This window comes from Flammeovirga kamogawensis (assembly GCF_018736065.1).
Lineage (GTDB): Bacteria > Bacteroidota > Bacteroidia > Cytophagales > Flammeovirgaceae > Flammeovirga > Flammeovirga kamogawensis.
Genome location: NZ_CP076130.1, coordinates 112,576 through 138,557 on the forward strand (window position 1 = coordinate 112,576; position 25,982 = coordinate 138,557).

Genomic DNA, 25,982 nt, shown 5'->3' on the forward strand with positions numbered 1-25,982 from the left:
CTTAAATTATTGAGCGATACATTTTTTTAAGGAGTAATACAGACCTTACTTATAGATAATAAAAGGGGCTGTATACCATCTAAAAGCAATAAAAATGGATGAAATGATATTTTTTAATCTTAAAGAACAAACAAAGAAACTACTGCCCTTATTTTTAGGATGTACATTAGTTTTATCGTTTTCTTGTCAGAAAATTGAGAAGACAGTACAGGTAAAACATTCAAATAAGAAACAGCCAAATGTAATTCTTTTTGTAGCAGATGATCATGGAAAAGATGCTCTTGGTTGTTATGGAAATAATGTAATCCAGACGCCAAATTTAGATCAATTATCAGCACAAGGAACAACATTTAACAATGCATATTGTACAAGTGCTAGTTGTGCAGCAAGTAGGTCTGTGATCCTTACAGGAAAATTTGGACATGCTACAGGATCGTACGGACATACGCACGATTATCATCATTTTAGCACTTATGAAAACGAGAAATCCTTACCACTTTTGTTAGAAGAAGAAGGGTATTATACGGCAAGGATTGGTAAGTATCATTTAGCACCAGAAAAGGTGTTTCATTTTGAAAAAACATTAAAAGCCGACCAAAGAAATACCGTGCAAATGGCGGATAAATGTAAGCCAGTTTTTGAAAGTGAAAAACCATTCTTTTTGTACTTCTGTACAGGAGATCCACACAGAGGAAAATCAACAGGGCCTAATTGGTACGATCCTAATAGTTTTGGTAATAAAAGAGAAGGTTATAAAGGTGTCGAAACGGTAGCATATAAACCAGAAGATGTGATTGTGCCATCGTTTTTACCAGACTCTAAAGAATCTAGAGAGGAGCTAGCTCAGTATTATGAGAGTGTTTCTCGTATAGATCAAGGGTTTGGTAGGTTGATGGACAACTTAAAGGCATCTGGTAAATTAGAAAATACCATTGTAATTTATATTTCTGATAATGGTGTAGCATTTCCTGGAGCAAAAACAACATTATACGAACCAGGAATGAATTTACCATGTATCATAAGAGATCCTTTTATTAAAGAAAAAGGAAACACAAACGATGCAATGATTTCTTGGGTAGATTTAACCCCAACTATTCTTGATTATGTAGGGGCAGACTATAAAGAAAAAGCATTTCATGGAAAATCGTTTAAAAAAGCAATCATAAATCAAGATTCCACAGGTTTTAACGAGATTTTTGCCTCTCATATTTTTCATGAGATTACCATGTATTATCCAATGCGTGTGGTTAGGCATAACAATTACAAATTGATTTATAACATTGCACATAAATTAGATTATCCATTTGCATCAGACCTTTGGGTGTCGTCTACTTGGCAACAAATAAATAGATCCAAGGCAAAGTATTATGGTAAAAGAACAGTAAAAGACTACCTAGAACGTGATGAATTTGAATTGTATGATTTAAAAAAAGACCCAGATGAAGTGGTCAATTTGGCCAATAATGATAATTACAAAGAGGTTTTGGAAAATATGAAGGAAAGAATGCAAACTTTTCAAGAAGAAACTAACGATCCTTGGAAATTATTTTGGAGTAGAGATTACAGTTTGCAAGGTACAGGACTAGACTTATAAGAAAATATTATGTGTGACTACAAAAAAATTATAGTACAACTCTTAAGTGTATTTGTCTTCTCATTCTCTGTGAATGCGGAAGAAGTAATTGTCTTAAAACCTCAAAAAGGAGATAGAACATTAGCACTAAGAACGGCATTAGAAAATGTAAAAGACAAAGAAATAAAGCTCGTTTTTGAAAAAGGGACCTATTTCTTTGCACCAGATTATGCTTTTGAACAGGATTGTTATATTACAAACCATGAGAATGGAATAAAAAAAATAGCATTTCACCTACAAGATTTTGATAAAGTGACAATAGAAGGGAATGGTTCTGATTTTATTTTTCATGGACAAATTCTTCCTTTTCAGTTTGATAACTGTAATAATGTTGCTGTAAATGATGTAAATATAGATTGGGATATTCCATTTAGTTTTCAGGGAGAAGTGATAGAGGTAAATCAAAAAGAAGGGTGGAGAGTTATAAAACCTTTTAATGACGGATTTTCTTGGAACTTAAAAGGGGGAACAATTTTTTTTCCTAGTATTGATGGTTTCAATTTTTCAATTTTAGGGAGTTCTTTACCATTTGATAAAACCACCAAAGCAGTAGTGCATGGTGCAATTGATCATACAAGTAAACCGAATAAAGTAGAGAAATTGCCAAACGGAAATCTTAAATTTTATGAGAAATTGAAATATTATCCACCAGTTGGATCAATTGTACACTCAAAAGGTAAGAAAGGAGAAAATAGGTATGCACCAGCTTTTCATGTTATTCGATCAAAAGATGTGACTTTTGATAAAGTTGTTGTTCACCATGCTTTAGGGATGGGTTTTCTTGCCGAAAAATCTGAAAATATCACGATAAAAAATAGTGGTGTTTACCTTAAAGAAGGAACAGATAGAGTAGTTTCTAGTTTAGCAGATGCAACACACTTTTGTAATGTAAAAGGGCACATTTTAATAGAAAATTCCCGTTTTGAAAATATGCTTGATGATGGTACAAATGTTCATGGAACTTACGTTGTTGTAGATGAAATTGTAAATCAGAAAACGGTAAGAGTAAAATTGGCTCATTTCCAACAAACAGGATTTGAATTTGCGGGAAAAGGCGATGAGGTGTGGTTTATTCATGCTCCAAGTCCGTCTAGAGCAGAAGTCAAAAATGTAGAAGAAGTAGCAACTATTAATTCTACTTTTTCAGAAATTACATTTAAAGAAAACTTGCCAACAACACTACGTAAAGGAGATGTTTTAGAGAACAAAACTTGGAACCCTACTTTTACAATGCGAGGATGTGAAATTAAGAATCATAGAGCAAGAAATATTGTGTTAAAATCGCCATTAAAAACAGTTATCGAAAACAATACACTTTCATCAATGATGTCATCGATTTTGTTTAGAGGGGAAACTTATTATTGGTTCGAATCTGGTGGAGTGGAAGATGTTTTAATTCAGAATAATACATTTACAAATTGTGCAACAGCAGGTAAAGAGCATGCAGTAATGTGGGTAACGCCAAGATTAGGGAAAGAATTTTCTACTGAAGAAATATATGATAAAGGGATAAAGTTTATCAACAATACAATTAATACTTTTGATGCTAGAATTGTAAGAGCAGATCGTACTTCAGCTGTATTGATTAAAGGAAATACAATTACAAAAACATCAGATTTTACACCCTTATTTCCAAACAGTCCGATGTTTGAATTTAAGAATTGTGAGAAAGTAGAAATTAGTAATAATACTTATAAAGGACCCACTCAAAAAGGGATTTTATTGGATGAAAAATCATCTAAAAAAGTGAAGGTTAAAAACAACAAAGGCTTTGATATTGTATCAAAATCAGAGATGTAATAAATTAAAAAAATGCTATTTATATGAGTGTTTATCTACAAGGTATGGTAAGCACTCATTTTTTGCTTAAATACTCAATTAAATTACTTAAAAATCAAATATTTACTTATTAATAAGCATCATTTTTACACATAATATTGTATATTTGTTACTATAAATAATTATATTTTTTATTGATGGACATCTGTATAGAAATCGACTTGTATACTTATTAATCAGCTATTAAATACTACACTTTTCAAAAATTATCATACGCTATCTGTATGTACTAGATAAACCAACATTATGAGACAATTTTTTACTTTTATTGTTTGCCTCCTTGTGCTAGTTTTACCCATTAATTCTTTCTCTCAGGAAGAGGGAATTAATCCAAAATTAATTAATAGTTATTCCATGCCACAAGGGTTATCTCATTATGGAGTTACCTCTGTTTTAGAAGATCATAATGGTCTTTTATGGGTAGGTACTTTTGATGGTTTAAATTATTATGATGGCTTTGAGTTTAAAACATTTAGAAATACAAATACTGTAAATTACTTAAATAGTAATCGTATTCGTTCTTTACTTCAAGATGAAAAAAATAATATTTGGATTGGGTCAGATCATGGAGTAAATCTTTATAATTATACTACAAAAAAGTTTAAGCAAGTCTATATTGTTCGTTCTAAAAAAGGAGTGAAATCTGGACCAATAGTTAGACAAATTTTACCTTCAGAAAACAGTGTAATTTGCGTTACAGAAACACAAGGATTACTATTTTTTAATAAAGAAACAGCCACATTAGAAAATACAATCCAAATGCCTGAAAAAACAATAGTTTATAAGGCTTTACAAACATCAAAAAATAAATTATTATTAGCTACGTCCAAAGGTTTATATGCTGTGGATGTACCATCAAAAACACTTACTTCTTTATTAAAGAAACAAATTCCAAGGGTTAATGATTTAGCAACTGATAGCACAGGAACCATCTACTGTTTGGGTAATTCTGGTGTTACATTGTTAAAATTAAATCATCAAAAAGAGTATAAAATTAAAGGGAAATTCTTCTTGAATAAAAAATTCCTGTCCGTTTATGTAGATAAGCAAGATAATATTTGGTTAGGGGAAAGAGAAGAGGGATTAACCGTACTTACAAAGAATGACTTTATGAGTAAAAGAATTCCCTTAAAACAAATAGCCAATAAAAAATACTATGGTTTAAGTAGAGTGAGTTTCTTACTTCCTGATGCTAAAAGTGGGTGTTGGGTAGGCTCATTTAGCAGTGGGCTTTACCATTTACAATTAAAACACCAGGAGTTTAAATATTCTAATCTGAATACAGAAAATACCAAACAATCAAATTCAAACCAGATTTTACATATTGATGTTTTAGATAGCACGAACGTTCTTTTAAATGTACATTTTAAAGGACTGATAAATTTTAATACTAAAACAGGACAAATAGAAGAACTGCCAAAGAACTTGAGAGTGTTTAACTCCCTTGCTGCAGGTTCTTTAATTATGGATCAGAAAGGAGGCCAGTTTATTAGAAAAAATGCCTTAACTGGGTATTACCTATATCAACGAAAAGGAAGTACTCAATGGCATGAATTACGTTACAAAGGTTTAAATAATTTATCTAGTGTAAAGGCAAGATCGTTAATTATTGATAAGCATGGCTACCATTGGATGGGATGTAATGAAGGGCTTTTTAGATTCAAGATAGAGAAAAATGGTGTTGTAAGTAGTGCAGAATTTATTGATGAGTACCCAGTTGGTTCAGGTAAATCTTTTAAAGAACTGCGTTATGTTTATGAAGATCCAAAATATAATTTTATTTGGATAGGAACAAAGCAAGATGGACTCTTTAGGTTAAACAATAACCCTAAAAAGGCATTGGCTAAAATGAAAACGCAGCAGTTTGTCCATTCTGATGAAAACAGGTATTCTTTATCAAGTAATTTTGTGTCTTGTATTCAAAGATTACCTAATGGTGAGTTATGGATAGGAACAGAGCAAGGTGGAATCTGCGAGGTAAAGAACAGTCAGTTAGCTTGTACTTTTAAAAGTTATACAGAGAAAGATGGTTTAGATAATAATACGGTAAAATCTATATTATATGACAAGCAAGATAACTTATGGATAACCACAAACAATGGAATTAATGAGTTTGATATAAAAACAAAAAAGTTTAGAAATTACTCGATTGAAGATGGTGTGATTGTTTCTCCTTTTGTATCTGCAGAAGGGTACTTGAAAGATGGTAGAATGGTATTTGGAGGGGGAAATGGCTTGTGTTATTTTAATCCAGATGAAATTACAAATGAGGTTCCATTGCCAACTTTATTATTGGGTGATTTTAAAGTTTTTAATCAAACAATAAATCCCTTAGATACCTTAAAAGATAAAGTAATTCTTACTAAAGTCTTAAACGAAACAAAGAAGATAGAATTAGACTATAATGAGAATGTATTCTCTATAGAGCTTATTTCTTTGCACTTTTCTAATTCTAAAAGTAACCTAGTAAAATACAGATTATTGCCTCAAGATACAGAATGGGTAACAACAACTTCAGAAATGAAAGTAGCCAACTTTAATGGTTTACCTCCAGGCAATTATACTTTCCAAGCTTCTGGATCAAACTCTAAAAAAGAATGGTCGCCAATTAAAGAAGTGCAATTGGTAATTCACCCTCCTATATGGAAAACTATTTGGGCATATATAGGTTATACAATAATTGTAATACTAATTTTAGTTATCATAGTAAAATTCTTGTTGCGCTTAAATACTTTAAAGCATAAGTTATACATTGAACAGATGGAGAGAAATAGAATAGATGAATTGAACAAAACAAAGATTCGTTTATTTATGAATATCTCACACGAGTTTAGAACACCTCTTACATTAATAGTAGGGCCATTACAGATTTTACTTAAAATGTTTAAATCGAATCAGGATGCCTTCCAACATCTTAATCTTATTGAGCGCCAATCAAAAAAGATGTTTCAGTTGGTAAATCAAGTACAAGATTTCCAAAAAGCAGAACAGAGTCTTTTAAAATTGAAAATGAAAAGTTTCGATTTTACAGAACTGATTACAGAAGTTAAAAAAGACTTTGATCAGTTGGCAGAACATACAGAGAAGACATTAAAAATAGAAGGAGAAGCCAATAAGTTATTTGTGGTTGCAGATAAGCCAAAACTGGAAATCATTTTAAATAACCTATTGAACAATGCGTTTAAATTTACTCGACAAGGAGATACTATTACGTTGAGTTATGGTATTAAAAATGGTGAACTATTTTTCTCAGTACAAGATACTGGTGTTGGTATTAATCAAACAGATTTACCACATATCTTCGATCGCTATTACCAATCAGAAGAAAGAAATACAGCAACCATTGGATCTGGTATAGGTTTGGCTTTTTCTAAGAAGATTGTAGAATTGCATTATGGTAAAATTTATGTAGATAGTACAAAAGAAGAAGGGACAGTTTTTAGTGTACTACTTCCTGTACAAGTAAGTAAAGATGATACGTTTAATGAAAATAGATTTAATGAAATTCTAACATCTGAATCTGATGATGAGAAGCAGAAATTACATCCAAATAGCTTTGAGCTACCTACAAATCTTATAGACGAAACATTGAAAGAGCTAAACATCTATTATGTAGAAGATAATGATGATTTAAGAGATTTTGTTTATACATCACTTTCAGAATTCTTTAATGTAACGGCATTCGAGAACGGAAAAAAATGCATGGACAAAATTGAAGAAGAATGGCCTGATTTAATTATTAGTGATATTCTGATGCCAGAAATGAACGGTTTAGAGCTTTGTAGTGCCATTAAAACAGATGTTAGAACAAGTCATATTCCAGTATTGTTACTTACATCTAGATCTTCTATTGACGATCAAGTTACTGGATTAGAAAGTGGGGCAGATGCTTATATTAGCAAACCTTTTGATTTGAAACATTTAGTAGCAACAACACAAATGCTATTAAAAAATAGACAAAAACTAAGAGAAAGATTTAGAATTGATTTCCCTGTAGAAGTAGAGAAAAAGAACAATAATAAAAGCGATAGAGTTTTTATGGAGAAACTCTACGAACTTATGGAAGAGCACCTTGATAATGAAGAATTAGATATCAATATATTTATTAAGGAACTACACCTTAATAGAACACACTTTTATCAAAAAGTGAAAGCAATTACAAATTATACACCTTATGAATTACTAAAGTTGTATCGTCTTAAAAAAGCAGCAGAGTTTATTGTAAATGAGAAGCTAACCGTTTCTGAAGTATACTTAAGAACAGGTTTTAAAAGTCGAACGCACTTTAGTAGAATGTTTAAAGAACATTATGGAGTTACACCAGGTAAATACGGCAAAGAGGTTGAGAAACCAAAAACTGTAGAGGTATAACACAAAAATTAGAATTTGATACTATTTAGTTATAATCTGCTAGTAATACTATTTTACTTCTACGTTAAACAATGTGTAGATAGAATAATAGTAGTATAGATAGTAGTTATATAGAAAAGAGCTTTCCAATGGAGTGCTCTTTTTTTTATGTCTAATTTAACAACCACTTATTACTTTAATTATAAGATTTTAATTATTCACATAACTATTAAAAGTTATATTTTGATATTTTAATAGCAGAATGTGTAAATCTTAAAAGATTATAAAGACGTTATATATACCATAGACAGTAGTTAGATTATATAGTTTAAAGGGGTGCTTTTATAAAGTATCCTTTTTTTTATGTCCAAAATTTGAGGCAGTTTTCAACAAAAGAGCAATTAATGACCATTAAAGTTAAATAAACGCACTTTTGTATGTATTGACACACCTTGTGTACGGGTAAATACTAAGATCGAAATATTACTATTCATTTTTGTGTTGTAGAAAAACCATCTAGAAAAGTGGCATTCTAAATGTTTTTTAAAACAATGAACCTAGAGATAAAATGAATAAACTACATAAAATAGCAATTAATTTAGCATTCATATTGACTACGTGTACTGCTTTTGCTCAAGAAAAAATTATAATTAAAAACACCAAAGAAATCACTCAAGATGCAACAGCTTATGTGTTGAACAAAGTACAAAATGCAAATTGTGAAGAGGGAAATACAATTCTTTTTGAAAAGGGAGTCTATCATTTTTATCCAGATAAAGGATTAGAGAAATTTTGTTATATATCAAATCATAAAGATGTTTTTGTAAGGACTGCTTTTCCATTAATTGGTAAAAAGAACGTTATTATTAATGGAAGTGGCTCTACTTTTATTTTCCATGGAAAGATGATTCCTTTCTTAGTTGAAAATGGAAATAACATTAAAATTAAAAATGTTGATATAGATTGGGCTATGTCGTTTCATAGTGAGGGTAAAGTTGTGGGTAACAATCTAAAGGAACATACTTTTGATGTTAAATTTTCAGAGGAATACCCTTATGAGATAAGAAATGAACAAGTTTATTTTATCAAAGAATATTATGAGCACGACTTAGGGCAAACGATATTATTTGATGAAAAACGTAGGGCTGTAGCTTTTAATACAGAAATATCTACACCGATATCAACCAAGCAAAGAGGAACAGTACAATACCAAATTGAATCAATAAATTATAAATATAGTCAGGATAGAAAAGACCTTACATTAAGAAAAGTAGGAGTTAAAGACCGTATTAAAGTAAAAGAAATTAAACCAGGTGTACTAAGGTTTTATAATCATAAAAAAGCATTACCTCCAATTGGTTCAATTCTTACAACAAAAGGAGCACAAGGAGAAAATAGGGTTGCTCCAGCATTAAGAGTGAAAAATACAGATGGTTTTTTATGTCAGAATGTAACAATATTTAATGCCGGAGGTATGGGTTTAATAGCAGAAAATTCATCTAATCTTACCTTAAATAATTTAGTAATTACACCTTCAAAAGGCAGAGTAGTTTCTACTACTGCAGATGCTACTCACTTTGTAGGCTGTAGAGGTAAAATTGAAATACGGAATTCATTTTTTGAAAACCAGTTAGATGATGCTGTAAACATTCATGGTACATATCAAGAGGTGGTTAATGTAAACGGAAAACATACATTGGGTGTAAGAATGGGACATCATCAACAAGAAGGCTTTATTATTGGTAAAGAAGGTGACGCCATTGGTTTGGTACGTTTAGATGATTCATTTTCTCCTTATAAAACTCTTACAATAGATACAATAAAGGTGGTTAATAACAGATACCAACTGATAACTTTTAAAGAAGAAATTCCAGCTACTATTAAATCTGGTGATTTGATTGAGAACCTCTCTGCTTACCCAGAGGTAGTAATTGAGAAAAATTCATTTAGAGGAAACAGGGCAAGAGGCTTACTGTTATCAACCCCTAAAAAAACCTTAGTAAAAGACAATTACTTCCATACAGAAATGGAAGCAATATTAATACCTGTAGAAAGTGGAAAATGGTTTGAATCTGGAAGTCAATCTAACTTAACTATTGTAGGGAATATCTTTGAGGATTGTAACCACGGAGGGCATAGTAGAGGTTTAATTCGATTAGTAACAGATGATGATAACCAAAATTATGCTTTTTCTAATATTATAATAGAGCACAATATTTTTAAGAGTTTTGATAATCTAATTTTAGAAGTTGCCAATACTGATGGGTTGAAATTTATTGGTAATACAATTTTAAAAACTGAAACATTTCCAGCATTATATCCAGATAATCCTGCTTTTAAAATAAAATCTTCAAGAGATATTATTTTTCATAATAACGATTATAAAGGGAATGCATCTCAAATTATTCAGAAAGATGTAACTATAGGAGAACTTAGTTTTCAGTAAAACCAAACAAATAAGTACGTAAAGAAATGAAATTGAATAACTATTACATATTATTTGTATTACTATTTAGTGGACAAATAATAAATGCACAAGACCGTCCGAATATTTTATTAGTGATGGCAGAAGATATCAGTACAGATTTGGCCTGTTATGGAATGGAAGCTGTAAAAACACCTACTTTTGACAGATTAGCCGAAGAAGGAATAAAGTACACAAATTGTATTGGTACAAATTCTATATGCTCTCCAAGCAGGTCTGCTTTAATGGTTGGAGCACACCAAAATATTACCAATGCACAAAACCACAGAAGTAATAGAAATACACCTCTTGATAATAAGTTTGTACCAATAACTAAATTACTTCAAGATGTTGGCTATAAGACGATTATTGGAAATGAAAATGTGTTTTCTAAAGGAGAGAAAATAGATTGTAACTTTAAATTTAAACCAGTTGGGACATACAATGGTATTGATAATTTTGGGTTGTTTAATGTAAAATCTGCTAAAACAGATGACAAGCAAAAACCATTTTTTGCACAAGTTCAGTTAAAAGTAACGCATAGAGGAAATTGGTGGAATGACATACGAGCAAAATCTGCTCACCCTGTTGACCCTAAAGATGTAGTACTGCCTCCATTTATGGCAGACACTCCTGAAATTAGACTTGATTGGGCAACATATTTAGACCAGATAGAATATGCAGATAACGAAATGCAATTACTTTTAGATGAGTTAAAAGAGAATGGAACTTACAATAATACAATCATTATTTTTATTGGTGATAACGGTAGATGTAATATTAGAGGTAAAGGTTATGTGTTTGATTCTGGATTGAGAATACCACTAATCGTATGGTATCCTAAAGAATTTAAAGGTGGAAAAGTGGATGATAAGTTGGTTACTTTTTCCGATTTATCTGCTACTATACTTTCTTTAGCTGGTGCTGAAATACCAACTTATGCAACAGGAACTTCAATTTTTGATAAGGAAGAAAGAACCTATGTTTATTCAGCCAGAGATATTTGGGATGAGATTAAGGATAGATCAAGAGCTATTACAACAAAGCGTTATAAATACATTAAGAATTATTTTGCGGATGTTCCTTATGATGCACATCAGGCATATTTAGAATACAATCGTCCGGCAGTTCATGTCATGCGAAAGTTAAATAAAGAAGACAAATTAAATGAGTACCAATCTTTGTTTTTTGCGTCATCAAAAGAGGAAGAAGCATTGTATGATCTGAAAAAAGATCCACATGAATTGCACAACCTAATTAACGATGAAAAATACAAAAAAATAAGTGATCAACTAAAAGGCTATATGGCCGAATGGCAAACAGAACATATAGATAGAGGTTTTGAGGATACTAAGCCAGAAGCACCTAAATCTGTCGCTTTTGTAGCTTTTCTAAAAGCAGAATTACCAACTGTTTGGACTGCTTTAGAAGAAGGAAAAGTAGTTGATTTATCAGAGGCTCAAGCGGTTTTTAAAGCAAGAAATAAAAAAGTAAACTAATGAAAAATTTAATTTTACTATCCATTGTATTTTTTGGATTATATGGTTGTTCTTCTATTAAACAACAAGACGAAACAGACCATACTCAGCAACATCCAAATATTGTTTTTATCTATTTAGATGATCTAGGTTATGGAGATGTGGGAGCCTATGGAGCACAGGCATTAGAAACACCAAATATAGATAATTTAGCTCATAATGGTCTACGTTTTACAGACGGTTATTCTTCGTCAGCTACTTGTACACCAAGTAGATATGCTTTACTTACAGGAGCATATCCATGGAGAAATAAAAATGCAAAAATATTACCAGGAACTGCTCCCTTAATTATTGGAGCAAACCAAATGACAGTTCCTAAAATGCTTAAAAAAGCAGGATACCAGACTGGAATTGTAGGTAAGTGGCATTTAGGTTTAGGTGATGGAAATGTGAATTGGAACAAAAAAATAACATTTGGACCAAACGAAGTTGGCTTTGATTATAGTTACATAATGGCAGCCACTCAAGATAGAGTGCCTACTGTATATATAGAAAATGGAAATGTGGTAGGTTTAGATCCCAACGATCCTATTGAAATAAATTACAAACAAAATTTTGAAGGTGAACCAACAGCTATTTCTCATCCAGAGTTGACCACAATGAAGTGGCACCATGGGCATAACAATAGCATTGTAAACGGAATACCAAGAATAGGATTTATGAAAGGTGGTACATCTGCAAAATGGTCTGATATTGACATGGCAGATCATTTCCTAGAGAAAGCACAAACATATGTAAAAGAGCATAAAGAAAAACCATTTTTCTTATACTATGCAATGCAGCAACCTCATGTACCAAGAACACCTAACCCTAGATTTGTAGGAAAGTCTGGATTGGGGCCTCGTGGAGATGTAATTGTTGAAGCTGACTGGATGATTGGTGAGTTTATGAAAACTCTAGAAGAGGAAGGCGTACTAGATAATACGTTAATTGTTTTCTCAAGTGATAATGGACCAGTTTTAAATGATGGGTATTATGATGATGCCGAAGAAAAACTAGGAATACATACACCAACTGCAGGTTTAAGAGGTGGTAAATACAGTCTTTTTGAGGCGGGCACTAGAGTTCCTTTTATTACTTATTGGAAAGGGAAAATTACACCAAATGTATCGAATGCATTGGTATGCCAGATGGATTTATTGCCTTCTTTAGCAGAATTAGTTGGAGTAGAGGTGGGTACAAATGATGCTCAAAATTTAATGAGTACTTTCTTAGGTAAATCAAATGTAGGGAGAGATGAACTCATATTAGAAGCGACATCAAGAACAACATTTAGACAAGGAGATTGGATCTTAATACCACCATATAAGGGGCCAGCATCACTTAAAAAAGTAAATATAGAAATTGGAAATGCAGCAGATTTTCAACTTTATAATTTGAAAGAAGATGTGAAGCAACAACGAAATTTAGCTGAAGAAAATAAAGAGAAGTTACAGCAAATGCTTCACGATTTTGTGGTGTTAAGAGGTGGAGATTATTCAAAAACAGAAACTTATAAATTAAGGTAAGTGCTTTTTAGTAGAAATGAAAAGGAGTAAGGTTTCGGTCTTAGTCCTTTTTTTATGCTCTAATTCGTCTTAAATCAGGTTTTAGAAAACAAAAAAATGAAATACACAGATAGGCACACTTTACGTATCTGTAAGGACAAAATTCTTATAGAAAAGACGCAAATTTCATGACTCTATCTATTTTTAACCAGTAAAAGCACAAACTTGAAATGATATTGAATTTTACTCTAAATACACAAAATATAGTACAATACCGATGTGGTCAGTTAATAAAAATAATAGCAATTATCTGTCTTATTCAACTAGAGGTACGAGCACAGGAAAATGATTTTGTTTACGATTTTAATAAGAACGAGTCGTTAGATTGGACTGCCGATAATACATCCTTTTGGGCTATTGAAAAAGACCCAACCAATACCATAGATGCAATGCATTTAAAGGTAATTTCTAATCCCAAATTAAAGCACATATACAGTATTGAAACAGGAAAAACAATACTAAATGTAAGCACAGCAGTAAGAGACAAAACTACATATATTGTTGCAAGTGATTTCGATGGATTGCTTATGGGGATAGATTATGATGGGAATATCCTTTGGCAAAATGAGTTGTCTGGCTATACGAATCACGATATTTGGTGCGAAGATATTACCAAAGATGGAAACGATGAAATTCTAGCTGCTAATGCAGATGGTACTTTATATTGCCTTGATCATAATGGACAACTTCTTTGGTCATACAAGCATACAGAAGCTCCTTTGTTTTCGGTTACAGTAGCACATCACGATGGAAATGCATACGTAGTAACGGGTGGGTTTGAAATGAGTATTCTGTATATAAATAAAGATGGTGGGTTAGAAAAAGAAATCAAAAACACATCCTATTCAGTAGATAAGGCTTGGGGGAAAGATGTAATTCCAACAGGGAAAAAACATATCAATAATTTTTTGAAAAAGTTTTATGATGAAGAAGGGAGCGAGCGTTTATTAGTTCAAGGTACTCACAATGGAAATGCTGGCGATGGAACTTTATACTTTTTTGAACCTTTTGAAGATACTCCTTACGAAATTGTAAGTGCAGATTTAGGAAAACCAGTAGGAGGTTTAAACGTTGTGAAAGTAGACGGTAAAGTAAAAGTATTGATGGGGACATCTACAGCTGTAACAGATTCTCAATTTGAGGTATATGACTTAAAAGATAAAACTCGTGAATACATATTCTTCCCAGATATCCAAAAAGAATTTGATAGGTTTGGTTATAGAATTGTAGAACCTGAAGTGATAGAATTTGAGGGGAAAACAAATTACTTAACGTTGTTTGGTTCACGTATTTTTCTGTTTTCCACTACATATAGTTCAGATGACGAACGTAAAATAATACCAAATAACTATGCATTTAATGACCTTTTTAAAGATACTCAAAATAACCGTTTATTATTGGCTAGTGCTCAGAGTGGTGGTTCTTGTATTCATGTTATAGATATTAATAATAACGATTGGGTAGAGGAGTTTCCTGCATTGGAACCTCCTGGTAATATTGCTAAAATTTTAGATAATTCAGCTTCAGTTAGAGAACAAGTAGCTAGTTTTCAAAGACCAAATAGGGAGAGAGAACCGCTAGAAGTTTATTTTGTATCTGATGAAAAAGATGAATATACAGGGCCTATAATTGAGGCCATGAATTCTAATTCTTATGGTGCTCAGTTTTATGCCAATAAGCACATGCCCAAAGTAGAAAACTGGGACAGGTCTGCAATGGAAAATGAGACTTATAAAAATAAGAGAGATGGGCGTAAAAAATATACACTTACACAAGATGAAGTATTATCGACGTTAACACCACTTTATGAAGAAGGAATTGGTTTAAATACGTGGGGAGGGCATGGAAATGATCCTTATTTTTATAGTGTAGATACAAAGAAAAAACTTATTGATGCAGCTAAGGGAAAACGGATCAATTTTATATATCCAGAGTTAGAAAGTACATCAGCAGAGTTTGAATTTGTGATGAATGATCTCCTCTATCCTTTGGCAGAATATGGGAAAGGTAAAAACCTTACAATTAGCATTCGTACAAAACATTTATTCTGGTCATCGGTTATTTACAAACCGTTTTGGAGTAGGGTATTGAGTGGTGAGTTTTCTGATGTTTTTGTCCCTTCAATGGAAGAAACAACAGATAAAACAATGGAAATTTCTATTGCTGCAAGAATGGGTGTTTGGTCTAGTGGAGCATTAGATAATTGGGGGGTAAGAAGTGCAAGAGACAACCCTAGTTATATTCGTTTACGCCAGCGTTCGCATCAAATGTTACCCAATCATTTCTTACGCCAAATGGTATACAATATTTCTTGTGGTGCACGTTATATCAATAATTTTGCAGTAGACCAGCAGTACACAAGTGTGCTATGGGAAATGGTAGAAAAAGGTGTGATTTATGTGCCTAAAAGAGAAGAAATCGTCAGCATATCGCCAGTGCATTTAAGCATTATTAATCCTACAGAAAGGTTTATTCATGATGGCAATAGAGTAAAATGGTTAACATGGTTTGATGAAGGTAGAAAGGACGAGACAAACATGCTTTTTGATAGATTGAATGGCTCTTGGCCTGCATCTCCAACAAACGAATGGGATTTTTCTAGAATAACTGCAAACGTGAAAGATAGACGTTTAAATTTCTTACCCACATATCCGAATGGTATTGTGCTAATTACGCCACCGCAAAACAAGCATTTTGTGCCAGAAGAGTTACCAAGAGGTAATTTAGTAGATCATTTACACCCTTTATATAAAGATATTCTTTCTGAATTTATTTCTGATGGAGATCAATTTTATTCAGCAGATGGGAATTCGTCCTTTACAGCACCTTCATATTCTGCCACTTTTAAAGAAGAAATTGAAGAAAAAGCAAAACTACTTCCACTTAATGTAACGGGTGATGTTGCATGGGTTGCAGCACAGTCAGATGCCAAACACCTAAGAGTAACATTAATAGATGGAGGGTATTTAAATCCAAGCGCTAAAACTGCAAAATTAACTTTTCATACAGTAAATCCAGTGAAAATTACAGACATACTTTCTGGTAAAACAATAAGCGTTTCTTCTGGAGAAGCAGAAGTAGAAATTCCTTGCGGTGGCTTTATTTTCTTAGATGTAGAATTACAAACAGCATTATAATATGTCTTACATTAATATATCAATAATAGTTTTAATGGTGTCATCATTTTTTTTAGACGCTAGAGCAACAACAAATAGTTTACTCTCAGATACATTATCTGGACCTATAGTCTCGACTGTTTTAGAAAGTAACACTTTATTTGTAGATGTGTTGGAAGCAGGAGAATACAATCTATCTATAGATGTTTTTTTAACGTCAGAGAATACCTTAAATAAGTTCTATTTTCAATTTTTAGATCCTTGGGTTTCTGTTCCCTTTACACTAAATACCATAGAAAAAGGAAAATGGATAACACTTACACAAAAGGTTAAGTTAAGTGTACCAATAGAACAAGGGAAAGTCCGTTTTCAAATACCGTTAAAAAATGATGAGCTAGTAACTGCAAATGTATATTTCGGGACAATTCAAATTGAAAAAGTAAGTGATGTAACTGACATCATTACAGATAGGAACATTGTAAAGGTATATCCAAATCCTACTCAAAATGTTATAAATGTTAGTGGGAAAGGGATTCAAGGTGTTTTTATCTACAATGTTCAAGGTCAACTAATGAAAGAAGTGGTAGCAGATTTTGAAAATATTGCACTCTCTTCTTTTAGAAAAGGTGTATATATTTTACGAATTCAGATGACAGATAAGTCATTTAAGAACAGGAAAATAATAGTTAATTAAGCATATACAGAAATAAGGTTTTAAGGCCCTAAATATATTATTTAGGGTCTTTTTAGTATTTGATACTTTTAGATTGGTTTAATTTTTATGATGAATTAAATTATCAAAAATGAATTGCATATCTGCATCTTGTTTCAATTTGAAATATCTTTCAAAGTCCTTTTCAGGAATTGTAATCGTTGGTTTTAATGGTCCCATTGGTACATCTTGATTAGAGAACATCAGCTTAAATAATGGTAATCTTACTAAGATTTTTGTATTTGGTAATTCATAAAAAATAAACATACCAGCAAAAGTCTGATTTTTATCTCCTCCTGTGTTTCTACCAATTATTTCACCACGGTGATGCCTATCAAAAATATCGGCAAAATATACTGCAGCAGAGAATGTTTTTCCACCTACCAAAACATATACATTTCCTGTATAATTGTCTTTATCGTTAGGGTAATTTCTTACTAGATTATCAAAAAGTCTTTCATTACCAACGTATTCATTATTTAAAGTATCAAACCTTTGATATAAATAATTTTCATAGTCATCAATCAATTCATTTTTAAAAGGACTTCTATTTTCATCAACTAAATATTCTTTTTTAAGTTTTATAGACTTCATTTTATAATTGAAGTTGTGCTTAAATGTAGTGTCTGTTAAGAAAGAAAATAATAAAGCAGAAATATTAGGATCACCCCCAAAATTGTTTCTAATATCAATTATAACATCGTTATATTTTTCTTGATTCATTTTTTTAAAGAATTCACTAAACTTCTTATAAGCATAGGTTTCTGATAAATCAAAAGAATTAACTGTCAGAACACCAACCTTTTTATCTGTATAATATCTACCATAAATCGATTGTTCTTTTTCGTAATAATTGATAGGGTAAACTAGTTTCTTAGCAATATCATAAGCTTCATAATAACTAATAGAGTTTAGTTTGATAACTTTATTTTTTCCTGTTTTTAACTCATTATATTTAATTGAAAATTGAGTTGGCTGTTGTTCAAAAAAGTAAGCATAATTTATGAAGAACATGTTGGATGAATAGGCTTCTGTATTGCTTTTGTTAAAACCATCTCCACTAATATACTTATTAAGGTATGCTAATATTTCATCAATAGGTTGATTATTGATATGAGTTATTTCTGTTCCATAAGGTAATTCTTGATCCGTAGCATTGACATACATTTTCCCGTTATTAAAATATATTCCAAGAGGGAAATATAAGTATTCTCTAATTTTTTCATCAACAATTTCATCTGTTAGTGAATACGATAAATGCCCGTCTCCTACATAATCTAATGCCTTAATAAAATTATTGAAAGTTGGCTCTTTTGTAAGTGTACTAAGTGATTGCTCCCTCTTTTTTGCTATTTCTTGAGGAGTAAGGTACTCATTAATATTAGGATGTTTATTGTCTAGAATTGAATGAAGAACTTCTAGGTCTTCTGTATAATCTTCTAAAGTATAAGACGTTACATTTTCAGACTGAGCAAATAGTTGAATTGATATGCCAAGACATATCATAAAAGAAAATAGTGTTTTCATGATTAAGATTTTATTCTACCTATTAGACATTTTTATGCGTTGATTAGACATCTTATTATTGTTTACAGATGTTAACCTAGCGTTTTGTTTAAACAAAAAATGCTAGTTTTCGGTAACTGATTATTACTAAAACCTAAATCAATTAACAGCAATGAAAACTATATTGTTTTTTCTATTTTGTAGTACAATATTGAGTACACATTCTATTGCTATAGATAATGAGAGAGTAAACTCTTCAACTCTTGATACAACTCAATCTACAGTCAAAATTATTACATTAGATCAGCTAGAAGCTATAGTTACTAAATCTCCTAAAAAATATGTTTTACTAGAGATAACAGCTACGTGGTGTTCCCCTTGTGTTAAGGATGTAATGGAGTTGATAAAAAGAAAAAAAGAGTTTGATGCATTAAATGTTGAGCTAGTATTTTTGTTTGAGAAGAACTCGAAAATTCAGCATATAGAGAAGCTTGTTCCTCCAAACTATAGAAGCTTTATTGTAAATACTAAAGGGAAAAAACCAAAACAAAATATGAAGGAAATAGGTTTGAAATTATTTCCAGATTTGAATGAGTTTTATTATAGTTGGCCTTTGTCTCACTTTGCTTTAGTAGATAAAAATATGAATAGGTTACTTCATCACGATCCAGTGAATGATAGTACTGATATACTCCTAAAAATTAAAGAACTAAACACCTTATAAAAAGTTGCATGCTTTGATTTTAAGGAGTAGTATCTCTCATTTTAAAAATGAAATACCCTCTCTCATTTCACTTTAAATACTACCTAAAAGGGAGATTTATTTTAAGATACATTTCATTTATGGATAGACATCTTAAAAGTAGTAGTTCTAAATATATTTGATTTAGAAATGTATGATGAATAGCACTGAATATTACTTTTGATATGAAAAGGAGAGACTTTTTTAAGAAATCATCTGGGGCAGTAATAGCCTCTAGTTTATTACCACTAACAGGCAACGCAAAAGAGAAAAAGAACATTACTTTTGATGTAGGAGATAGAGATAAAGACAACTGGTTTCAAGTTGGTGAAGGGAAGAAAGGAGTACCCAATAGAAATAAAACAATCTCTTGTGATGTAGTAGTAGTTGGAGCAGGAATAGCAGGAATCTGTGCTGCGGTGGCATCAGCTAGAACAGGAGCAAAGACAATTCTTTTGAGTGATCGTTCTGTGATTGGAGGGAATGCGTCTTCAGAAATTCGAGTAACCGTTAATGGGGTTCAGAATTTGAAAAATGACCATAAAGTAGAAAGAGAAACAGGCATTATAGAGGAGTTTCAGATAGAGAATTGGTATTATAATCCTCAAGAATCCTACCCTATGTGGGACCATGTAATTTACGATTATTGTACGCGCCAAGAAAACCTAACTGTAATGGTTAATACTCAGGCCATTGATGCAACTACTGACAAAGATAAAATAACGTCAATCTTGTGCTGGCAAGGGTCTACAGAAACTTATTATTCCATTAATGCTAAAATGTTTTGTGACTGTTCTGGAGATGGTTTAATGGCTGCACAAGCAGGAGCAGAATACAGAACTGGAAGAGAAGCAAGAACTGAGTTTGGTGAATCTTTTGCTCCTGAAAAAGCAGACGGTTGGCAAATGGGAGCATCTGTTATGATGATTACAAAAGATATGGGGCGCCCAGTAAAATATATTCCTCCAACATTTGCAATAAAGTACGAAGCAGAGAAAATGCATGACCGTAAAATTAAGCAAATGAAAGAGGGGTTCTGGTGGGTAGAACTAGGTAGTGATTTTGATATTGTTGCAGATCAAGAAGAAAATAGACATAAATTATTGGGGTACATGCATGGTGTTTGGGACTATGTCAAAAACTCTGGAAACTATCCAGAATCCGAAAATATTGCATTAGATTGGGTAGGTTCAGTACCAGGCAGAAGAGAGTCACGTAGGTTTATGGGAGACTACCTTCTTAATCAAAATGATTTACAAAATTACAAGCATTTTCCAGATGCAGTTGCCTATGGAGGTTGGTCGTTAGATGAACATTGCCCAGGTGGAATAGAAAGCCCAGATCAGCGTCCAAGTTATTTCCATGCAAAATTTAATAAACTATACGAAGTACCCTTTAGAAGTTTATATTCTAAGAACATTAGTAATCTGCTTTTTGCCGGCAGGAATGTAAGTGTTACCCACATGGCACTGTCTTCTACAAGAATTCAAGCAACATGTGGTTTAATGGGACAAGCTTCTGGAACTGCAGCAGCATTGTGCGTTAAAAACAATTGGACACCTCGGAAAATTGCGAACAATAAGATTGATGTATTGCAGGAGCAGTTACTTCGTGATGATGTTTTTATTCCTAACAGACCTGCAAAAGATCCTAAAGATTTACTACGTAACGCAAATACAATCATTGCCTCCTCTACCAACTCTGGTAATGTGAAATTATTAACCAATGGAATTTCTAGGAAAGAAATTGGAAAAGTAAACCATTGGGAATCAAAAGGAATTAATGCATATTTACAAATGGAATGGGAAAAGCCTATTTATCTATCTAGCGTTGAATTTAAAGGAGATACCAACCTTCAGCGTAAGATTATGATGCATAAAAACCCTGAAAAAAATAAAGGACAAATCATCGGAATTCCTCCAGAATTAGTGAAATCTGCAATAGTAGAAGTTAGAAAAAATGGAGTTTGGCAAACTGTAAGCTCAGTGGATAACAATATTACTCGACTAGTTAAAATGCAATTTGATCAAGTAAAAACTACTGGTGTTAGATTACGTCTTAAAGAAACTTGGGGCAAAGAAAATATTACATTATTTGAAGTTCGTTGTTACGCATAAATGAAAACTAGACCCTCACAAATAGCACTTATAATAGCTCTATTATTTGTAATAGTAGGCATGGGAGATATACAAGAATTGAAAGGAAAGAAAGTATATCTTAAACATCCGGGACTTACAAAAGGAGAAACGGGAGCATATTATTTAAATTCATCAAATAATGAGTTGTATTATATTGATGTAAAATCTGTGTTATGTGCAGAGAAAGTTTGTAAAGTTGTGCCTGTTAGAGTGGTCTGGAATAAATTTGGTGAATATCAAGAATTTAAGATGATAAATGGAGCAACTTTAGAGAAATTAGAAAACGGTAAAGTTGTTCCATTTAACACAAGTGATTATAAATTGCTACATGAAATTTTATCAGATAAAAAATCTCCTTTTAAAAATTTGACTTATGCAGAAATTACAAAAACCTATGCACATGGCGAAGGAGATGAATTAGATGGACGTTCTGGAGCTACAGCCATAATGTTAGAAGAAGGAGAATCTATTATTGGAGCAACATGGACTTGCTACACTCTATGGCATTGGGTACACGGTGATGCTGTTGAAGAAATTAGAAACTATTCCGCAGAAAATTTATCTGACGATAGGTTATTAGAGGCCTTAAAAAGTAGAAGAAGAAATCAACAAAATTATGCTATAAATGCAATAATAAATCAGGAGTTGTACAGTAGTGCACTTTGGAGAGAGCTTACAACATCAATAGCATTATATACAGATGACCAAATTCGGTTATTGGTCAATTATTTAGAGAAGGCAAAGCCATCTGATTTTGATATTTACTGTACAGAATGGTTTCATGAAATCACACCAGAAAAGCATATTCATTTTTTACGTAATTTGTTTAATTCAACACATAATATCTCTTCTAAATTTGTAGCTGATTTATACATAAACCTTCCTCTCATTACAGATTATGCAGAGTTCGACGCCTTTATTCATTTACTTGATAAAAGACAATTAGAGAGTGAGGAAATCAATGCTTATGTTGGGAGATATCTATCAAATAATACAATTTTTTCTAGGAGGGCTTACTGGTATTTACAAGACAAAAATCTAACAAAAGAGCAAATTAAATCTATGAAGAAGTATAAGAGAATAAACAAAAAAGTACTTCAATAAAATAAATATTCAAAACGTCTTTATGATGTAGTTAACTGTAAATATCAATATCAAAATTATTTTTATTTATAGGCAACTACTAAACACTTTTTATAAAAGAAAGGTGGATATACCCAACAATACTTATTAAGAAAGTAGGTAAAATAGCCTAATGACGTGTTTTTGGAGCATTTTTCTACAAATATTTAGCACAAAATAGATATTCGCTCATTTTTGAAAATTTACTATCCTAGTTTTTTCAATGTAATCCTCTCTTTTGTAAAGAACTCCATAACATTAATCAATGGATTTTTTTAACTATCAAATAGTCTAATCTAATTTAAAAATGAAAAAATATTTTGTACTACTAATGATGTTGGGACTTGTCCCTAATTTTATTTTCTCACAAGATAAACGACCAAATATTGTATTTCTACTTGCCGATGATTTAGGGTATGGAGAACTTGGTTGTTATGGTCAGGAAGTGATAAAAACGCCTAATTTAGATGCTCTTGCAAAAAAGGGAATCCGTTTTACAAACTTCTATTCAGGAAGCCCAGTATGTTCGCCTTCAAGAGCAGTTTTAATGACGGGTGTAAACTCTAGTCGAAACGCAATTAGAGGGAATAATGGGTATTATATAGAAGATGATAATTTTGAGAGGGTTTCTTTATCAAAAGAAGATAAAACACTAGGTGAAGTTTTGAAAAAGGCAGGCTACCAAACGGCTTTTATTGGAAAATGGCATTTGGGTGTTCCTGAAGATTTAAGTACTTGGGCCTATGGCAGAGGTTTTGATTATGCTATTCAAGAACAATGGGGAATCTCTAACAAAGGAGAAAAATTTGACGAGCAAATACATTGGATTAATGGAAGACAAGATTCTATTTATTATAACGAAAAAGAATGGGACTCTAAAGATGAGTTTAGATCGGAATTGGCATTTAAATATTTAGATACAGTAGATAAAGACAAACCTTTCTTTTTATTCATGTCGTACAGAGCACCTCATGCTCATGAATTCTACATTAACAATAAAGAACTTTATGCCGATAAAGGTTGGCCAGCAGAAGAAAGAAGACACGCAGCAAAAATTACATTGTTGGATAAGCAAATTGGTAGAATGTTAACTAAACTAGAAGAAATGGGTGAATTAGAAAATACACTCATTGTTTTTACAAGTGATAACGGTCCAACTGGAGAACACCACGATTACAAATTTTTTAATAGTAATGGTGATCTGAAAGGCTATAAAAGAGATGTATACGAAGGTGGAGTACGTGTACCTACAATTATGTATTGGCCTGGTAAAACGGCTAAAGGTATAGACAATGATTTTATTGGTGGTGGAATTGACTTTATGGCTACTTTCTCTGACGTTGCAAAAATAAAAACTCCAAAAACAAACGAGGGTATATCTCTTGTTCCTGTTTTAAAAGGTAAAAAACCTGTTGATAGAGAGTACTTAAATTGGGAGTTTCAGCGCAATGGCCGAAGTCCAAAAAACTTTAGACAAGCAGTACGTATTGGTCAGTTAAAAGCCGTTAGATACGGTGTAAATAAACCTGTAGAAATTTATAATTTAGAAGAAGATATTTCTGAGACAAAAAATATTGCAGAGCAGTATCCTGAGTTAGTGAAGAAGGTTATCAAGATCTTTGAAAACGAAAGAGAAGATAGTCCTCATTACCCCTACGGAGGATACCCACAAGAAAATAATTAATAAATTAAGAAGTGTGCATTAGTAGTTAACTGATGTACACTTAAATACACTATTAAATAATATGTAGTATTGATATTTACAAATAGATTTTCTTAGTTACCCTTGCAATTTTATAACACAGGTTATGTTAAATACAATATTCTATATGAAAAGGATCAGTTATATAATCTGATCCTTCATTATCTTCTTGAGAGAAGAATGATCATTTCTCAGAACAACCATAAGACCAATTCAAGACTGTATACTCTCCTTTTGCATTGAATAAAACTGTCTTAGTAGCCGGCCATCCAGTTTTTGCTCTATTTACACCACCCAATTCTCTTTCACCCATTTTCAATCTTGACCATCTTTTTTTCTTAGTTGGTCTTTGATAGACACGATTTCCAATAGCGTATTCTAAACAATTTCTGATTTTGTCTTTGTCATTTTCTGATCGGTTTTTTCTCTTTAATATTGAAGCTTTATCCTCATAATAATAATGTATTAAATCTCCATGGAAATCTTCAATTATTGAAGAAACATCATTATATCTTTGATAATCATCTTCAATTTTAGCAGTGATATACCACTTTTCACCACCTAAACTATCAGGGTAAATGCTTATTTGTACTATTCCTCTATTGTTTCTAAATAGATCATATTTAACAAATTCACTTATTGTTTTTCTTATCAAATTTCGTTTTGTAGTATCATCTTGTGCAAGAGTTACTATGTTACAATATTCTAGATCCTCTTTATTACTTTGTGATTTCGTACATGAAAAACCAATCAGAATAATAAATAAACAAACATATCTACTAACAATCACTATTATTTTCACAATCTTTATCCTCAGTTGAAATTGTACCATTTTCATTATTTGGTAATATAACTTTCACTCTATTATCAAGAAAGAATCCACTAACTTCATTTTTGGTTGCTTTTTGCATATTTATCATAGTGTTTACTGCATTACATTCACCTTGAACTTCAATAACACTATTTTCAGATACACTAGCACTTTGACAATCTCCACATGAGTTTCTAAACTCACCATCACCTACATTCTATATTGAACTCTTTTAATACTATTTTTAAAATTTCACTAAGAGACAAATATTACAAATAAAACTATGTTTAAAGAAGTGTATTGCTCTTTCGTGATAAATAATTACCTATTGTCTATTCTTTATTTAATACAATAGGGAAATATATGACCAATTAATTAAAAAAATAGCTTATACCGATTTTCAAGTGATAGATATAGAAAATAGATTCATTGATGATTAATTTATGAGATTTCTATCAGAAAGTATATTCCGCAGAATTGACCAAGTGGTAAGAAGATGATAAAGATATGAATGCATTACGACAAAAGTACAAGCTGTATAATTTCAATTTAGAACTTTTAGTTGTAGCAAGGAAGTAACAAATTGTGCAAGATCAGGTTTTTAAATCTATGAGGAAATCTATTCCAAGAAGGAGTTGGACCCTTTGCAATATTTGAAATTTAGTTTGTAGAAATATTCAGAAAAAGATTTGTTCCTAGTTATTAAAAATGAACTATTGAGATTTAGCAATGAGTTTGGGTATTAAGCGAATTTTAATTTGA

General features: G+C 31.7%; 15 protein-coding genes. 12 read left to right on the plus strand and 3 right to left on the minus strand.

The annotated features are described in order from the left end of the window. The first annotated feature begins 103 nt into the window (after positions 1 to 103). The 8 genes from KM029_RS24865 to KM029_RS24900 all read left to right on the plus strand — a co-directional run bounded on the left by KM029_RS24865 (position 104) and on the right by KM029_RS24900 (position 17,181). Positions 104 to 1,594 carry a sulfatase family protein gene (locus KM029_RS24865; protein WP_144077110.1) on the plus strand — a complete coding sequence of 497 codons (1,491 nt, stop codon included), beginning with the start codon at positions 104 to 106 and terminating at the stop codon, positions 1,592 to 1,594. Positions 1,595 to 1,603: 9 nt separating this feature from the next. Continuing rightward, positions 1,604 to 3,433: an alpha-1,3-galactosidase-related protein gene (locus tag KM029_RS24870; RefSeq protein ID WP_144077111.1), complete on the plus strand. Its 1,830-nt coding sequence runs from the start codon at positions 1,604 to 1,606 to the stop codon at positions 3,431 to 3,433. A gap of 285 nt (positions 3,434 to 3,718) precedes the next feature. Beyond that, the gene (locus tag KM029_RS24875) at positions 3,719 to 7,843 is read left to right on the plus strand and encodes a hybrid sensor histidine kinase/response regulator transcription factor (protein ID WP_144077112.1); all 4,125 of its coding nucleotides are present in this window, start codon (positions 3,719 to 3,721) and stop codon (positions 7,841 to 7,843) included. Positions 7,844 to 8,390: 547 nt separating this feature from the next. After that, positions 8,391 to 10,268 (plus strand): alpha-1,3-galactosidase-related protein, encoded by a 1,878-nt coding sequence (locus KM029_RS24880; protein WP_144077113.1) that lies wholly within the window; start codon positions 8,391 to 8,393, stop codon positions 10,266 to 10,268. A 26-nt stretch (positions 10,269 to 10,294) separates the two neighbouring features. Beyond that, positions 10,295 to 11,785 carry a sulfatase-like hydrolase/transferase gene (locus KM029_RS24885; protein ID WP_144077114.1) on the plus strand — a complete coding sequence of 497 codons (1,491 nt, stop codon included), beginning with the start codon at positions 10,295 to 10,297 and terminating at the stop codon, positions 11,783 to 11,785. Then, the gene (locus KM029_RS24890) at positions 11,785 to 13,332 is read left to right on the plus strand and encodes a sulfatase family protein (RefSeq protein WP_144077115.1); all 1,548 of its coding nucleotides are present in this window, start codon (positions 11,785 to 11,787) and stop codon (positions 13,330 to 13,332) included. Before KM029_RS24885 ends, KM029_RS24890 begins: the two co-directional genes overlap by 1 nt. 209 nt (positions 13,333 to 13,541) lie before the next feature. Beyond that, positions 13,542 to 16,508: a PQQ-binding-like beta-propeller repeat protein gene (locus KM029_RS24895; RefSeq protein WP_144077116.1), complete on the plus strand. Its 2,967-nt coding sequence runs from the start codon at positions 13,542 to 13,544 to the stop codon at positions 16,506 to 16,508. 1 nt (position 16,509) lies between these two features. After that, entirely contained in the window at positions 16,510 to 17,181 is a 672-nt protein-coding gene (locus tag KM029_RS24900) for a T9SS type A sorting domain-containing protein (RefSeq protein ID WP_144077117.1), read from the plus strand. 78 nt (positions 17,182 to 17,259) lie between these two features. On the opposite strand, the gene KM029_RS24905 is transcribed toward KM029_RS24900, so the two are convergent. Further along, positions 17,260 to 18,726: a S41 family peptidase gene (locus KM029_RS24905; protein ID WP_144077118.1), complete on the minus strand. Its 1,467-nt coding sequence runs from the start codon at positions 18,724 to 18,726 to the stop codon at positions 17,260 to 17,262. A 151-nt stretch (positions 18,727 to 18,877) separates the two neighbouring features. On the opposite strand from KM029_RS24905, the gene KM029_RS24910 reads away from it, so the two are divergent. From KM029_RS24910 to KM029_RS24925, 4 genes are all read left to right on the plus strand, one after another. Further along, entirely contained in the window at positions 18,878 to 19,429 is a 552-nt protein-coding gene (locus KM029_RS24910; RefSeq protein ID WP_144077119.1) for a peroxiredoxin family protein, read from the plus strand. A gap of 203 nt (positions 19,430 to 19,632) precedes the next feature. Further along, complete coding sequence (locus KM029_RS24915) at positions 19,633 to 21,564, plus strand: FAD-dependent oxidoreductase (RefSeq protein WP_144077120.1); 1,932 nt, start codon at positions 19,633 to 19,635, stop codon at positions 21,562 to 21,564. Continuing rightward, a complete protein-coding gene (locus tag KM029_RS24920) occupies positions 21,565 to 22,689 on the plus strand; it encodes a hypothetical protein (protein ID WP_144077121.1) in 1,125 nt (374 codons plus the stop codon). A gap of 325 nt (positions 22,690 to 23,014) precedes the next feature. Then, positions 23,015 to 24,391 carry a sulfatase-like hydrolase/transferase gene (locus KM029_RS24925; RefSeq protein ID WP_144077122.1) on the plus strand — a complete coding sequence of 459 codons (1,377 nt, stop codon included), beginning with the start codon at positions 23,015 to 23,017 and terminating at the stop codon, positions 24,389 to 24,391. 202 nt (positions 24,392 to 24,593) lie between these two features. On the opposite strand, the gene KM029_RS24930 is transcribed toward KM029_RS24925, so the two are convergent. Together KM029_RS24930 and KM029_RS27090 are read right to left on the minus strand one after the other, a co-directional pair. Further along, positions 24,594 to 25,064, minus strand: coding sequence for a hypothetical protein (locus KM029_RS24930; protein WP_144077123.1), 471 nt, complete (start codon positions 25,062 to 25,064; stop codon positions 24,594 to 24,596). Positions 25,065 to 25,188: 124 nt separating this feature from the next. Beyond that, positions 25,189 to 25,320 (minus strand): hypothetical protein, encoded by a 132-nt coding sequence (locus tag KM029_RS27090; RefSeq protein WP_260412567.1) that lies wholly within the window; start codon positions 25,318 to 25,320, stop codon positions 25,189 to 25,191. Positions 25,321 to 25,982 lie beyond the last annotated feature (662 nt).

What these genes read in the sequence shown, in the direction of transcription:
- KM029_RS24900 (WP_144077117.1), top strand. Translation starts at nt 16,510, where the DNA reads ATGTCTTACATTAATATATCAATAATAGTTTTAATGGTGTCATCATTT.
- KM029_RS27090 (WP_260412567.1), bottom strand. Translation starts at nt 25,320, where the DNA reads ATGCAAAAAGCAACCAAAAATGAAGTTAGTGGATTCTTTCTTGATAAT.
- KM029_RS24875 (WP_144077112.1), top strand. Translation starts at nt 3,719, where the DNA reads ATGAGACAATTTTTTACTTTTATTGTTTGCCTCCTTGTGCTAGTTTTA.
- KM029_RS24925 (WP_144077122.1), top strand. Translation starts at nt 23,015, where the DNA reads ATGAAAAAATATTTTGTACTACTAATGATGTTGGGACTTGTCCCTAAT.
- KM029_RS24915 (WP_144077120.1), top strand. Translation starts at nt 19,633, where the DNA reads ATGAAAAGGAGAGACTTTTTTAAGAAATCATCTGGGGCAGTAATAGCC.
- KM029_RS24910 (WP_144077119.1), top strand. Translation starts at nt 18,878, where the DNA reads ATGAAAACTATATTGTTTTTTCTATTTTGTAGTACAATATTGAGTACA.
- KM029_RS24890 (WP_144077115.1), top strand. Translation starts at nt 11,785, where the DNA reads ATGAAAAATTTAATTTTACTATCCATTGTATTTTTTGGATTATATGGT.
- KM029_RS24920 (WP_144077121.1), top strand. Translation starts at nt 21,565, where the DNA reads ATGAAAACTAGACCCTCACAAATAGCACTTATAATAGCTCTATTATTT.
- KM029_RS24865 (WP_144077110.1), top strand. Translation starts at nt 104, where the DNA reads ATGATATTTTTTAATCTTAAAGAACAAACAAAGAAACTACTGCCCTTA.
- KM029_RS24905 (WP_144077118.1), bottom strand. Translation starts at nt 18,726, where the DNA reads ATGAAAACACTATTTTCTTTTATGATATGTCTTGGCATATCAATTCAA.
- KM029_RS24870 (WP_144077111.1), top strand. Translation starts at nt 1,604, where the DNA reads ATGTGTGACTACAAAAAAATTATAGTACAACTCTTAAGTGTATTTGTC.
- KM029_RS24885 (WP_144077114.1), top strand. Translation starts at nt 10,295, where the DNA reads ATGAAATTGAATAACTATTACATATTATTTGTATTACTATTTAGTGGA.
- KM029_RS24895 (WP_144077116.1), top strand. Translation starts at nt 13,542, where the DNA reads ATGATATTGAATTTTACTCTAAATACACAAAATATAGTACAATACCGA.
- KM029_RS24880 (WP_144077113.1), top strand. Translation starts at nt 8,391, where the DNA reads ATGAATAAACTACATAAAATAGCAATTAATTTAGCATTCATATTGACT.